The sequence below is a fragment of the Brevibacillus fortis genome, from assembly GCF_046196545.1.
Lineage (GTDB): Bacteria > Bacillota > Bacilli > Brevibacillales > Brevibacillaceae > Brevibacillus > Brevibacillus fortis_A.
Genome location: NZ_CP176370.1, coordinates 3,917,886 through 3,932,153, shown reverse-complemented (window position 1 = coordinate 3,932,153; position 14,268 = coordinate 3,917,886). Strand labels below are relative to the sequence as shown.

At 49.0% G+C, this 14,268-nt stretch carries 12 protein-coding genes and 1 pseudogene; 9 read left to right on the top strand and 4 right to left on the bottom strand.

Features of this window, described 5'->3' with window-relative positions; genetic code table 11:
• Nucleotides 1-3 precede the first annotated feature (3 nt).
• Complete coding sequence (locus tag ACKKE8_RS19530) at nt 4-1,233, bottom strand: site-specific integrase (protein WP_409174511.1); 1,230 nt, start codon at nt 1,231-1,233, stop codon at nt 4-6.
• A gap of 184 nt (nt 1,234-1,417) precedes the next feature.
• Here ACKKE8_RS19530 and ACKKE8_RS19525 point away from each other — a divergent pair.
• The 7 genes and pseudogenes from ACKKE8_RS19525 to ACKKE8_RS19495 form a co-directional block, all read left to right on the top strand.
• Nucleotides 1,418-2,188, top strand: a pseudogene (locus tag ACKKE8_RS19525) (DNA polymerase IV); the annotation flags it as partial.
• A complete protein-coding gene (locus tag ACKKE8_RS19520) occupies nt 2,185-2,556 on the top strand; it encodes a hypothetical protein (protein WP_409174510.1) in 372 nt (123 codons plus the stop codon). The pseudogene ACKKE8_RS19525 and the gene ACKKE8_RS19520, both read left to right, overlap by 4 nt.
• Nucleotides 2,553-2,903 (top strand): YolD-like family protein, encoded by a 351-nt coding sequence (locus ACKKE8_RS19515; RefSeq protein WP_409174509.1) that lies wholly within the window; start codon nt 2,553-2,555, stop codon nt 2,901-2,903. The genes ACKKE8_RS19520 and ACKKE8_RS19515 overlap by 4 nt, the downstream gene beginning before the upstream one ends.
• A gap of 67 nt (nt 2,904-2,970) precedes the next feature.
• The gene (locus ACKKE8_RS19510; RefSeq protein WP_409174508.1) at nt 2,971-3,729 is read left to right on the top strand and encodes a C39 family peptidase; all 759 of its coding nucleotides are present in this window, start codon (nt 2,971-2,973) and stop codon (nt 3,727-3,729) included.
• Nucleotides 3,730-3,958: 229 nt separating this feature from the next.
• Complete coding sequence (locus ACKKE8_RS19505) at nt 3,959-4,240, top strand: hypothetical protein (protein WP_007728325.1); 282 nt, start codon at nt 3,959-3,961, stop codon at nt 4,238-4,240.
• Nucleotides 4,241-4,455: 215 nt separating this feature from the next.
• Nucleotides 4,456-6,294 carry an ABC transporter ATP-binding protein gene (locus ACKKE8_RS19500; protein ID WP_409179163.1) on the top strand — a complete coding sequence of 613 codons (1,839 nt, stop codon included), beginning with the start codon at nt 4,456-4,458 and terminating at the stop codon, nt 6,292-6,294.
• Nucleotides 6,263-7,999, top strand: coding sequence for an ABC transporter ATP-binding protein (locus ACKKE8_RS19495; protein WP_409174507.1), 1,737 nt, complete (start codon nt 6,263-6,265; stop codon nt 7,997-7,999). Before ACKKE8_RS19500 ends, ACKKE8_RS19495 begins: the two co-directional genes overlap by 32 nt.
• 65 nt (nt 8,000-8,064) lie before the next feature.
• Here ACKKE8_RS19495 and ACKKE8_RS19490 read toward each other — a convergent pair whose 3' ends face one another.
• Complete coding sequence (locus tag ACKKE8_RS19490) at nt 8,065-9,375, bottom strand: MFS transporter (protein WP_409174506.1); 1,311 nt, start codon at nt 9,373-9,375, stop codon at nt 8,065-8,067.
• 221 nt (nt 9,376-9,596) lie between these two features.
• On the opposite strand from ACKKE8_RS19490, the gene ACKKE8_RS19485 reads away from it, so the two are divergent.
• Nucleotides 9,597-11,195, top strand: a complete 1,599-nt coding sequence (locus ACKKE8_RS19485; RefSeq protein ID WP_409174505.1) for an amidohydrolase — start codon at nt 9,597-9,599, stop codon at nt 11,193-11,195.
• Nucleotides 11,196-11,319: 124 nt separating this feature from the next.
• Here ACKKE8_RS19485 and ACKKE8_RS19480 read toward each other — a convergent pair whose 3' ends face one another.
• Nucleotides 11,320-12,216 carry a DMT family transporter gene (locus ACKKE8_RS19480; protein WP_409174504.1) on the bottom strand — a complete coding sequence of 299 codons (897 nt, stop codon included), beginning with the start codon at nt 12,214-12,216 and terminating at the stop codon, nt 11,320-11,322.
• Nucleotides 12,217-12,360: 144 nt separating this feature from the next.
• Between ACKKE8_RS19480 and ACKKE8_RS19475 the strand changes: the two genes are divergently transcribed.
• Nucleotides 12,361-13,239, top strand: coding sequence for a LysR family transcriptional regulator (locus ACKKE8_RS19475; protein ID WP_409174503.1), 879 nt, complete (start codon nt 12,361-12,363; stop codon nt 13,237-13,239).
• Nucleotide 13,240: 1 nt separating this feature from the next.
• Here ACKKE8_RS19475 and ACKKE8_RS19470 read toward each other — a convergent pair whose 3' ends face one another.
• Nucleotides 13,241-13,987, bottom strand: a complete 747-nt coding sequence (locus ACKKE8_RS19470; protein ID WP_409174502.1) for a TIGR02206 family membrane protein — start codon at nt 13,985-13,987, stop codon at nt 13,241-13,243.
• Between the last annotated feature and the right edge of the window lie 281 nt (nt 13,988-14,268).

Here is a 14,268-nt window from a genome sequence, read left to right as displayed (position 1 = left end):
TTCCTAATGCTCATATAACTCATTTATAAGCATCTCAATACTTTTCTTCATTTCCTCGCTATCAGACATATAAGTTAACGAAGAAGTGATACTTTGATCTCCACGAGGTAACGCAATATCATACGGATTTCTAGCCTTTTTTGCTAGGAGATTTGTAAACGTGCCCCTGCCGATATGAAAGGACCATTTGGTTGACTTTAAATTTAATGCAGTGATCATATCGTCAGGATGGTTAGAGGAGGCTAATTCGTTGAGAAATTTCTCTTTTACGTTATTAAATGCATCACGCAGGCTTTTCCCTGTGAGAGCCTGACCATTGCGATTAAGAAAAAGGGGAGAATTCAAATTTATCGCTTTACCAAATTTATTTTCCATATCTGTTAGGTGATTTTTATACAAAGTGGGGAGAATTCCTTTTATAGAATAAACAAACTGCTTCCTATTGCGTTTTACTCTGGAAGTCCCCGAAATGTCTTTAATATCCCTTCTTAAATCACGAGTAGTAAGGAAGATTAATAACCCCCCAGATCCATACTGATCACCATAGGGTGTAAGATCACTAATCAGGATATTCACTATTTCACCGGCACGCAGACCACCGAATATTGACAGGTAAATGGCAAAGGCTATAGAGGAGGATACTGAAATGGCGGTTCTAAGAAACATTAGGATAAGTCTTGGAGGCAAAGTGTGTTCTATGGCTACTCTACCTTTATCAATATCATAGGCATATTCTCTCGAATACATAGGATGAAAGGATACTTTGGTTTCGTTGAAACCATTTAAACAGCCCTTCTCAATTAAGAAGGTATAAAAGTACTGCAAAGTACGTTCAACATTCTTAACACTATTGTTTGCGTTTCCTTTGATTAAAAGATAGTTTAAAAAGTCTGTTCCATGAAGTTTTGTTAGTTCTGATAATGAGTTTAATTTGTAAACGTTGCGCTGTTGGATCAGGATGTAGTTTAAAAATTGTGCTAGATGAACTCCTTGCAACCGTTGGGTATTATACTCCTTATATTTCCATTTCCAATGTATGAACGCAGTAAGTGGATGGACAACGGATTTATTATTCTGCTTATTCTTAAGCATTAGAACAGCATGTTTTCTTATTAAGCGATTAGATTTCACTCTATATTCCACGAAAGCTACGTCTATACAGAACACAAAATCCTCACATCTATTCTGTTCACCAAAACTGTCAAAATGAGACTTTATCACCAGCAGAACCATCTCCTAAAAAACTCCATATTTCGACTATATATTCCTTGAATTTTGTGCGCAAGAGAAGAGTGAAATAAAAATTAGGTGCATGAACACTATGTTATGTCGATTGGAAGATCACTTTGGCCTGAAAATGCGGGCGGAAAAGCGAGGATAATGTACATGAAATTATGTACAACTTTTGTTTGTCTAGGCCTGCGACAATTTCGCCAAGAAACGGGAAGAAGGCGTTTTTTGGCTCAAGCGGGAAACGTTAGCGGATACGCTCTGGAAGCTTCCGATTGAAAAGCTGTTCGGGGTAGGCTCACGCATGAAGCGTCATTTTCATCGAATGGGCGTCTATCAGATCGGGCAGCTGGCAGATATGAGGCCGGCCATCCTCACCCGACATTGGGGAGTGAACGGGGAAGTGCTGTGGCGTACGGCTCACGGAATCGACGATTCACCTGTGGCTTTGGATTCCTATGATTCACAAAAAGGAATCGGTCATCACATGACGTTGCCTCGGGATTACCATACAGCAGCAGAAATCAAGGTTATATTATTGGAGCTGTGCGAAGAAGTGTGCCGTCGGGCGCGGAAAAAGGAGCTGATGGGCTCCGTTCTGTCTGTGGGCTGTCGTGGGGCCGATTTGGCTGCTGGAACGGGCTTTGGGCGGCAGATGAAGCTCACGGAACAGACGAATGATGCCATGACTTTGTACGAAGCGGCCTGCTTTCTGTTTGACCGTCACTGGCAGGAAACGCCCGTCCGCAGTATCGGGGTCAATCTGGGGCAGCTTGTCCCTGACAACGTGGTGCAACTCAATCTGTTCACGGACAATCACAAGCGGCGTTCGTTGGCACAAGCCATGGATGACATCCGGACCCGATACGGTCAGGACGCCATCCTGCGCGCCACCTCTGTCTTGGAAGCGGGACAGGCGAAAGAGCGCGCACGTAAGATCGGAGGACACTACAAGTGACGGAGCCGATGGTGTCAGACGAGCAGGAATTGATACGCCAGTATATTTTATTTGGCATTTTGTTTCGGGCGGTCATGGTCGATCTAGGGCAGATGCGGATTGTGCCGTTGAAGTTTTCTTATCAGATGATGTTCGATGAGCTCTCGCGGTGGGCGGAGCGGCAGCATCACCAGCTGCGCCGCATCTTACAGCAGAGAGGGTGCATAGTCGTCAGCTCACGACGTCAGGGACATATGTATGTCGTCCACTATCGACAACGCGGGTACGTGCGAGAAGCGATTTATACGATTGAGGTATTGCGGGCAGAGTGTCAGGAGCTCGTCCATTTGTGGACCCGATATGAACAGCGAGGAGAGAACAAGCGATGAGGGAAAAACGCGTGTCCAAAAAGGAAAATGTATTCGTGGCCAGTCGGTTTGTGCTGCCTGAGCATCGGGAAATGTATTTGCGCATAAAGGAAGAAGAACGCCGCTATGTACCACCCGAGTTGGATCAGGAGCAGCTCAGCGCCTTGAGTGAACTGGTATGGCAGGCGTTTCAGACAGAGAGCATCCTGACGCTGACCTACTATGACGGGCGAGAGCCGCGACGCCTGTCTGCCCACATTATCCATATTGATCAAGTGGCGAGACGCCTCAAGCTTCGGGCTGGCTCCGAGATTCACTGGGTTCCTTTTGCTAGACTGCTGCATGTGGAGCTGGCAGCGGTTTTCTAAGCGCTCCATACATGAGACCCTGTCTAGTCGGGAACCCTTTGACAAACATCCAAAGGAGTGTCACGAATTGGAAAGGACAGGGAAACTGGTTTTGGCTGCCTTGCTCGCAATGACTTCAGGATGTACGGCTCCGCAGGAGGGAATGGAACAATCCCAGCTTTCCGTTCCGCACGTACGTATGCAGCAGGAGAAGACGCCATCCTCTTTAGACACGGAACAGAAATCGAGACCAGCGAAAATGATTCTGGACGTTCCGATTATCAGCCAGAAACCAGAACTGAAGTATGGATGCGAGGTAACAAGCTTGGCGATGTTGCTCCAATATGCGGGTCAAAACGTAGATAAGAAGTTATTGGCCGAACAGGTCAAAAAAGATCCCGAGCCATTGGTGAAAAACAACGGTGACATTAAAGAATGGGGAGATCCAAATAACGGGTTTGTCGGAGACATTACTGGCGTTCGCAAAGGGTTTGCTGTTTACAACAAGCCATTGGAAGAGTTGCTACGGCGCTATATGGGTGAACGGACGGTCAATTTGACGGGAGGGTCCTATCAGACTCTCTTGGATAGTGTTGCTGCAGGGCATCCTGTTGTCATCTGGACTACCGGGGATTTCAGATTGCCTACGGAATGGGAGAGCTGGTACAAGGACGGGAAAAAAGTGGTCGCTCCTTTTGATGAACATGCCGTTCTTCTGGTCGGATATGACGGAAAATACGCCTATGTCAATGATCCGCTTACCGGAGTCAAACAACAGCGGGTGCCCCATACCTCCATGAAAACGAGCTGGGAAGCACTGGGTAAACAGGCCCTCAGCTATCTATAATGAAAAAAAGGGCGCCTTTGAAAAAGGCAAGCCGCAAAAAACAGCGTGCCACGTTGAAACGGTGTGTGCGAGGAAGATGTGAGATTCCTGAAACGAAAAGCGGTCAAAAATAACCGTTTTTCGTGTTTTTTTGGCTTACACGGATTTTGCCAGAAGGGAGGTTTCCCTGTATTGTTAGATTATCTTTTGAAGCATATATTTGACGGATAGAACAAAGGAGATTTTTTGCATGCTAGCACAAGAAATGGGTGTCATATTCACCAAGCACGCCGATCAAATTACTTCCAAGCGTTGGGGAGAATTCATGCAACAATTGGAGGAAAAAGGCCTGTACGTGCTCATTGAGACAGACACGATCGGAAGAGTGATGAGTCCATTGGGCGGATTGATGCCCATGCCGTGTAAAAGTGAGACGCTCCATATTGTGACAGCTGATGAGCTGGAGCAGCGCGGCTTGCCGCTCGGTCACCACATCGTAACGAAAGCGAAAGAAAAAGTAGTCCAACCATAATCGGAAAAACCAACGCAACCTTTCCTGTGGGAGCTAGCCTCCAAGTGGGAAAGGTTTTTTGTTGTTCCTAAAAAAAGAATACTCCGGCTAGGGGCAAGATCTATCCGGCAATCGGCGGTAGACGGCAGAAGGTCACATTATGATAAGGGGTAGGACAAAAGAAGCAAGCAGGAGAGAGGAGAACAGGAATGACGACAATGGAGAGCAAAGAGGGGATGCAGCCCAAAAAAGGCGTGCGTCGCTTGCTGGAGATTGCGGATGAGAAGCGCGGATTGCTCGTCGTCTCGGCAATATTGTCTTCCTTGAGCGCAATATGCATGTTGGTGCCTTATGCATCCGTCTACTTTATTTTACGCGAACTGTTAACGCATGCAGCTTCTCCCGCTATGGCGGACGGGGCGTACATGATTCGGTGGGGAGTTATTGCGCTTTTGGGACTCGTGGGAAGTCTGATCATGATGTATGCAGGCGGGATGGTGTCTCATATCGCTGCGTTTCGCATTTTATACGGAATGCGGGTCAAATTGGCTTCGCATATCGGCCGTTTACCGCTTGGTTGGTTGAATGGAACATCTACCGGTGCAGTCAAAAAAACATTGGAGCAAAATGTAGAAAAGGTCGAGACGTTTGTCGCGCATCAGCTTCCGGATTTGGTGCATGTAGTCGTGACGACGGTGCTCATGATCGGCGTGATGTTTTACTTGAACGTCTGGCTGGCGCTGGCCTGCGTCGTGCCGATCATACTGGGACTGATTGTGCAGATCATTACCTTTTCCGGGACGAAAACAAAAGAAAATATCAAAAGGTACTATGATTCGCTTGAACGGATGAATGGATCTGCCGTCCAGTATGTACGCGGAATGCCGGCGATCAAGGTATTCGGGCAGACCGTTCATTCCTTCCGGCGCTTTTATGCGGATATGATCACCTATCGGGACTATTGCGTCAAGCATACGGATGATTTTCAAAACGGATTTTTGGTGTTCAAGGTGATCCTGAGTTCATTTGCGGTCTTTATTCTCCCGGTAGGGGTGTTCATGCTAAGTCAAGACCCGCAAAATGTTGCGTTTGCGTCTGTTCTGCTCTTTTTCCTCGTAATGGCGCCAGGTGTATCTGCACCGATGTTTAAGCTCTTGTTTTTGACCTCAACCCTGCGTGACATTGGCGAGGGGGTGGAGCGCATGGATCGGATTTTGGCTGAGCAGCCCGTTGCCGAACCGCTTAGCTCCCAGCGTCCGCAGAGCTTTGATGTCGCATTTGAAAACGTCTCTTTTTCTTATGCAACAGAGGGGAAAACAGGAGGAGAGGCACTTTCTCGCGTCTCTTTTTTGGCGAAGCACGGGCAGGTGACAGCTCTGGTCGGACCGTCTGGTGCAGGGAAATCTACGGTAGCGAATCTCATTCCGAGATTTTGGGATGTTTCGGAGGGATCGATTCGCATTGGCCAGGTAGATGTTCGGGAGCTGTCGAGCACGGATTTGATGAACACCGTAGCATTCGTCTTTCAGGATACGTTTTTGTTTTACGACACGGTTTACAACAACATTGCCATTGGATTGCCAGACGCAACGCCAGAGGCGGTCTATGCAGCAGCGAAGGCAGCTCAATGCCATGATTTTATTCAAAAGCTCCCGCAAGGCTACGACACCCTGATTGGGGAAGGGGGAGTCTACTTGTCCGGGGGAGAAGAGCAGCGTGTGGCGGTCGCACGGGCGATCCTGAAAAACGCACCGATTCTTGTCCTCGACGAGGCGACTGCTTTTGCTGATCCTGAAAATGAGTATGAGATGCAACTGGCTCTGGCAGAGCTGATGAAGGGCAAAACCGTCATTGTCATCGCGCATCGCCTGTCAACGATTCGGGATGCCGATCAAATTTTGGTGCTGGAAAAAGGGAAGCTGATCGAACAAGGCAGGCATCAAGCATTGGTAGAGGCGAATGGGCTCTATGCCCGGATGTGGAAGGCTTACACCGATGCGCAGGACTGGCAAATGGGCGAAGGAAAGGGGAGTGTGGACGCAGATGAGTATGCTGAACAATATCACAGCAGGTAAACCGCGGGCGCTGATCAAACCCGTTATTTACACGACACTTGCCAACCTTGCGCAAATAGTGCCGTTTGCCTTGCTTGTGGAGGCTGCCCGGTTGATTTTTGAGCCGTTTGCCCAGCCGGGTGCCCCATTGAACATCGAGCGACTCTGGTGGGTATGCGGATGGATGGTAGTCTCGTTGCTGCTTTTGTTTCTATGCGAAATTCCAGCGTATCGCTCACAGTTTCGCGGCGCCTACAGCACGGCGGCAGAGGGGCGAACCAAGCTCGCGGAGCACCTTCGCAAGCTGTCACTCGGTTACTTGAACAAAAGAGACCCAGGGGATTTGGCCAATATGATGATGGGAGATTTTACGATGGTGGAGCACGGGATTTCCCATCTCGTACCGCAAATGTTGGGGGCGATCATCATGCCTGTCATGGCGATCGTAGGTCTTTCTTTCATAGATTGGCGCATGGCACTGGCCTTGTTTGCTGCGTTTCCTATAGCGATTCTCTTGGTGCTGATGACATCCGGACTTCAACGCAGGCTCGGAGCGACGCATATGCGTGCCAAAATTAACGCCGCCAATCGTTTGCAGGAATATTTGAACGGCATTCGCGTCATCAAAGCGTACAATTTGACCGGCGAACGCTTTGTACGGCTGGAGCAATCCTTTCGTGAGTTCATGCGGCAGAGCATACGAATCGAAGGCTTGCTGGGACCGATTGTGCTCGCCGCCATCGCTTTTATCCGGGCTGGCCTCACACTCATGGTCATGGTCGGCGTGTATTTGCTCGTAGCAGGTAGCATAGACCTGATCACGTTTGTCATGTTCCTGCTGGTTGGGACACGTATCTTTGATCCGTTGACAGCTGCACTCGTCAACTATGCAGAATTCCGTTACCACGAACAGGCGGGGGAGCGGATTGTCCAGTTACTGGCGGAGCCGATCATGACAGGTGAGCACCAACCGCCTGCGGAAAACGACGTGAAGCTCGAAGGCGTCTCTTTTGGTTATATCGAAAAGAATGTCCTGAACAACGTGAGCATGCACATGCCAGTCGGTTCATTTACAGCATTGGTCGGGCCGTCTGGCAGTGGAAAAAGCACCGTGATGCGGCTGATTGCCAGATTTTATGACCCGTCACAAGGCACTGTTCAGCTGGGCAATCAACCACTTGTCGACATGGACCCGGAGGCACTCCTCTCCCGGGTGTCGATGGTGTTCCAGGACGTGTATTTGTTCCAGGACACGATTGCAAACAACATTCGCTTCGGAAAAAGGGATGCGACACAAGCTGAGGTCGAGGAGGCGGCCAAACAAGCGTGCTGCCATGATTTCATCATGAAGCTGCCTGATGGCTACGATACGCTCGTAGGGGAAGGGGGAAGCACGCTATCAGGTGGCGAGAAACAGCGCATTTCCATTGCCAGAGCGATCTTGAAAAATGCGCCGATCATTCTCTTGGATGAAGCAACAGCCTCACTAGACCCCGAAAATGAGGCGCAAATTCAGAAAGCGATCGATACGCTTATCGAGGGAAGAACGGTTATCGCCATTGCTCATCGCCTGAAAACCATCCGAAATGCTAACAACATCTACGTGTTGGAAAATGGCACGGTCGTCGAATCGGGACAGCATGATGAGCTTGTGAAAAAGAACGGTTTGTATGCACGGCTGTGGAGGCTGCAGCAAACGACAGGCGGTTGGAGACTGTCTTCCTAAATCAGTGACAAAACCCGCTAGGCAAGTCAGCCGAAGCGGGTTTTGTCATGGGCGCACTCTTACGTTCAGTTGTCTGCTTTTTTAGTCGCAGGGACTTGACGGAATAGCTTGGTCATGCACGCCCATGCGATGAGTGGACCGATTCCGATGCACAGAATCAACCAGTTCAGCGTAAGAGGAGAGACGCTCAAGGAGGTTACCAGCAGAAAGATCAGAATCCCCACCAGCCGACCAACGTCCAGAGCGAACTCTCGGAGCACGACATACTCGACCCGATTGCGTGCGCTCTCTTCGTTAGTGCCAATCAGATCAAAGATCGTGGAGAGCATGGGCACAGAAAACAGCGGATAAGCGATGGACACGGCAATCCCGAAAATAAGCAGTGTCGTAAAGCTCACCTGCCAAAAAAATACGAAGAGAATCCCCCACATGATGACAGAACCAGTGAGCATTCCCCACTTGCGATAGCGCGGAGAGAACCATTTGGCGATCAGGAAGTAGCTCACAAGCCCGACGGCAGATGTAGTCAACCAGTAGTTGCCGAGAGTCATCTCGCTTCTCGTGGAAATGTAGACGAGTAGACCGATCACAAAACCGAATACACCTTCACGCAGTCCTTGACCAGCTAAAGCGCCTGCTGCCCAGCGCCACTCGGGCTCCTCTCGCAAACAACGTAAGGAAAAGCTCCAAGAATACGTCCCTTCCGATTGGCGTTTTTTCAGAAAAAAACTGATGAACACACCGACGACAAATAGTGCAAGAGAGATCCCGAAAATAAGGGAGTAGCCGCTATTACCCGGAAGCCGCGTAATGAGGAAGCCTGATATCCATGGAGCGAGCATGCCGCCAATGGAGGCAAGCAACCCCGCCCAACTGTTGAAAAGGTCGCGGTTATCCGCATTCGTGATTTCGAAGTACACGACATTAAAAGAAAGCCAGAAAAAGCCACTCGCCATGCCTTGGACGAGACCAAGTGGTACGGCATAGGAAACAGCTTTGGTACCCGCCAAAAGAACGAGCAAATAAAAAAGGGCAGAAACCGCCATTCCGGCACGCAGGACATTCATTTTATTCAATTGCTTGACGTACCAGCCAGCAAGCCAGAAGGTAAGAGCACCCGCGAGATGGGCGGAAAAAGTAAACCAAGCGATCGGCGCAAATTGACTTTTTACCTTCCACAAATAGACGTTTACAAACGTGCCAGAAAGGGCGCCAGCGGCAATGAATACAGCGTTGACCAGGAGCAGCAGCTTGGCTTGATTGTCCAGACGACCTGATGGCTTTTGCTGAGAAGGCTCGTGGCGCGACATTTTCAGACCAGTGGACTCCTGAATTTGAAGGAAGGATGGAAGGCGTTTTTTTGTTTTTTGTTGCATATGTTCCCTCCGCGCAAAAATAGGACATGAACATAACGTGCCCTACCGATGCTGCTTTCAACAGGGAAGTGAGTAAACACCATGTTTTCCCAAATGAAAAAGCGAAGATCGCAATTTTTTGAACGTTATTTCATTTCAGGGAGGAAAACGACTAGCAGCAAACAAATTAAGAGAGGAGAGGCATACGAAAATACAGAAGCGAACAGAAAAGAGGTCACGAGATGGCGACAACCATTTTCAGAAATGGACGCATTTACACAGGAGATTCCAAGCATTTGTTCGTACAAGCGCTGGTCGTTCGGGATGGAATTGTCCATGACTTGGGCAGCGATGCGGACATGCTTCTTCAATACGGAGGCAGTGATGCAACGGTCATTGATCTGCAAGGATATACCGCTACCCCGGGATTGATTGACAGCCACCTGCACTTGGGATGGCTCGGTCTCACCTTTTTGCAGCTGGATTTGAGCAAGGCTCGCTCCAAGGACGAGATGCTGTTTCTCTTAAAAGAAAAAGCGCAAGCCACACCTGAAAATGCGTGGATACAAGGCTACGGCTGGGATGAGAATTTGTTCGCAGATGGTGGCGGCATTCCTACCATCGAAGAGCTTGATCAAGTTGCACCACATTGTCCAATTCTTCTGGCACGAATATGTGGACATGCGAATCTGGTCAACAGCAAGGCATTGGAGCTATGCGGCTATCATCGTGACATGGAGGTGCCTGCGGGGGGAGTCATTGTACATGATCCAGTGAGCGGAAAGCCAACGGGTATGCTATTAGAAACTGCCTCCAACCTGATTACGAAGCATATTCCGAGACCTGACTACGATCAGTTGAAGCAAAGCCTGCGCAACTCGATTCGCTATGCAATGGCGCATGGATTGACAGGGGCACATACGGAGGATTTGCGTGAATTGGGCGGACTTGCGCAGACGTATCGGCTCTATGATGAACTCATCAATGGCGAAGAGCTTGCGCTGCGCAGCAACCTGCTTGTCTTCTATCCGCATATGCATGAGCTTCGTGACTTAAACATGACGGCAGGTTATGGCAACGCTCATGTGCAAATTGGTGCGGTGAAAATTTTTGCAGATGGGGCATTAGGACGCAGGACGGCTTATCTGTCAGCTCCGTACGCTGATGATCCGAGTACCAGCGGTTATCCTGTGCATGAGCAAGGCGAGCTGACAGAACTGGTTCGACAAGCACGTGGACTCGGGATGCCCATAGCCGTACACACCATTGGCGACAAAGCACTGGAAATGGTGCTGGACAGCTTGGATCAGTTCCCGGCAGTCGCCTATCGGGACCGCCTCATACACACACAAATCTTGCGGCCGGACCTGCTGGACCGCTTGAAGCATCCTCATCGGATTGCAGATATCCAACCGCGTTTTCTGGCAGGAGACTTCCCGTGGGTGATGGATCGCGTAGGACAGGAGCGGATTCAACACTCGTACATCTGGAAAACGATGATGGACTACGGAATCATTTGCGCTGCTGGCTCGGATACACCAGTAGAACCTATCGATCCTCTGTTGGGGATACACGCAGCGGTCACGCGCAAAGCACCGGGAGAAACACACGATGGATACTTCCCGAAAGAAAAACTGACGATGGAGGAAGCGATTCATCTGTTTACATTGGGCAGTGCACAGGTGACGAACGAAGATCATGTCAAAGGCACGCTGTCTCGTGGAAAATATGCGGATATGACCGTCTATTCCAAGGACCTGTTTACCATCGACCCAGACGAGCTGCTCTCGACAAAGGTCATGATGACCATCATTGGCGGAAAAGTTTGCTATACGTCTTGAAAACATAACTCAAAAATCAGGAGCAGCGGCTGCCTGACAAGAAAGTAAAGTCATGGACTGCTGCTGTCTGTTCAGCACTTAGAACGGCATATGTTTTCACCTTATCGAATACGCAAAACCCGACTCAGGATAAGTGAGTCGGGTTTTTTGTCAGCTGCTTTCCGCGCAGCAAGCTCTTCACATCGATTTCCGCAATCAGCACACTGATCAATACGAGACCTGCGCCTATGTACCCGCGAACAGACAGTGTTTCGCCTGTGACCAAGAAGGCAAACAGGGCAGCGAAGACTGGCTCCAAGGAAAAAATAACACCCGTGTGCGTGGCGGTCGTATATTTTTGGGCCACCGTTTGAACGACAAAGCCAATTGCACTGCACAATACGCTAAGGGCGAGCACCGCGATCCAAGCCTCTGTCGTCTGCGGCAGAGTGGGGGTCTCCAGTGCAAATGAAAAAACAATGCCCAGCAGCGCCGTAAAGCCAAGCTGGTAAATTCCCAACTGGATCGTATCCGATTGATTGGCCCATCGGCCTGTTACGGTAATATGTGTAGCATAAAAGAGGGCACCAGCAATACACAAAAGGTCTCCTTGGCTGATGCGAAATTCAGCGCTTAGCGTGAGCAGGCCGATTCCGATCATGGCCAGCCCAGCGCCGACAAATACTCTTTTTTCGGGACGGTTTCTCAAAAGAATAGATAAGAGCGGAACAAAGATAACGGTCAGGCTAACGAGAAAACCTGCCTGGGAAGCTGTCGTTGATTTCACTCCATTCGTGATGGTGGCAAAAACCCCGAAAAGGAGCGCACCGAGTACGAATGCATGAAGCAATGTTTTTCGATTTGTGTCACGCAAGCGTTTATGGAACAAGGCGGCTGCCAGTAGAAAAGCAATGCCAAAGCGGATGCCGATCAGATTGAAAGTCTCCAAATCCTTCAATCCCATTTGCATAAACACATACGAGGTTCCCCAAAACAGGGTGACCAAAATCATAGCCAAATCGGCTTTTACTTGCGGTTTCATGATGGAATAAGCCTCCTTGCCCGGGAAAAGCGGGTCCTAATCAGTGTTGCGCCATAAACAGTATACGAGTATCGTTTAAATAAGAAAAATGAATGTTTGTGATGATTTTTATGAATCAGATTCATGTAAAGGGGACGAAGAAGGGTGAGTTTGAACAAGTTCGAGGTAGTTATCACGGTTATTGAATCGGGGAGCTTAACCAAAGCTGGAGAAATACTAGGTCTGACACAATCGGCGATCAGCCATGCAATTGCGAGTCTGGAGCGGGAATTTGGGTTTTCGCTTTTGATCAGAAGGCGGTCAGGTATTAGCCTCACGAGCAATGGGGAGCGACTGCTTCTGTACATGCGTGAGACCTTGCGCTGTCATGAGCGGATGAAACAAGAGGTGTTTGCCATCAACGGGTTGGAGGTCGGGACGGTGAGAATTGGAACGTTCACAAGTGTATCCACACAATGGCTTCCCGGAATCCTCAAGCGGTTTCAAGACCAGTATCCGGCGATCGAGATCAAGCTGATGGAAGGGTATTACGATGGAATTGAGAGCTGGATTCAAACCGGAGAGATTGATTTCGGTTTCGTCTCCTTACCGACAACAGAGGATTTGGAATGCATTCCTTTGAAAAAGGATCAGATGTATTTGCTGGTGACAGAGGAACACCCGCTCTACAAAGAGGAGCGGGTGCATGTGAGCCGATTGGCCGAAGAGACATTTATCATGCCGAAGACGGGCTGTGACAATGATATACAGCGCTTGCTGGCCCAGTATCAGATCGAGCCGCGAATCAAATATGAAGTAGGAGATGATCACGCGATTATTGCCATGGTGGAAAATGGACTCGGGATCAGCATTCTTCCGGAAATGATTTTGTTCCGCTTGCCTGCAAATATCCGGATGATCCCGCTTGAAGGGGAGCATTACCGGTCGCTGGGGGTGGCAGCGACCTCTTTTTCCAAGCAGTCACCGGCTGCCAAGCGCTTCTTGCAGTTTGTCACCGATTGGGTAAACGAGCAGCAAGCGTAATTCAGACAGACAAATCGCGCCTGACTTCCCTCGCCAACGGCTGCTTTCGGACAAAGGGCAGATACAACAAGAAAAACAACGCGAGCGCTACTCCTTCCAACGAAACGATGTACCACGGATACGGGCCCAAAAAGTCAATCAGACTGGGATTGTCCGGTTTGCGCGAGACAAATAAGTAATTTCCGCCCGTCCACTGGTTGACGAAAAGTGCGACGAGCAATAGCAGGTTTAAAAAGCCCATCGTTTTCCAAATCGAACGGACAGTCGGACGGTAGCCTTCTACCCACGTCATGTACAGGCAAGCAAGGACGATTCCCGCGTGGGCTACAAAAAAATGCACAAAGCGAAAATGCGGAAATGGATAAAACAACTCGGGGGTAAGCAATGCCTGCATGGCTCCGCCAATCCCGGCAAAAAACGTAATCTCATACAGCCCGTAGCTTCTCGTCATCAGCATCATGGCAGAAAGAAGGAGGGTCACGCTGCACAGCTGCAAGGGCAATGTGTAAGCAGCCGTCCAGCTCTCGGTATAAACATGCCAAAGCTGATAACAAACCTCTGACAAGAGCAAGACACCTGCAAGTACGTAACGTGTGGCGAGTCGATTTGTCGGGGCTTGGAGCTTTTGCCGAAATAAATAGGTGAGCACGACCAGACAGAGCACAAGAATCAAGGTGATAACGTGAGAAGTGGAAAACAGCCGAAACGGCTCCCCTGTCAGAAAAAGTGAAAAATAGGGTGAGGTCATGATGATCTCCTTTTTGTTTATTATTTTTTATATTTGAAAATTCACGAAATTTTAACAGATAGCTATTTTTCTGATATAAATCTTTGGTTATAATATAAATAGACTACGTTACATCATTGAGAGGAGATATAGTCTTGAACTTAGTGCTCACGGAAAAACAATGCAAGTCTTGCCAGGCTCGCTTGACCGAGTATGAAATCGAGAACAATGGTGCGCTCTGCATGGAATGCTTCAAGGAAGAACAAGGCGAGTAAAAGCAAGGCATACGGCAACTGACTGTC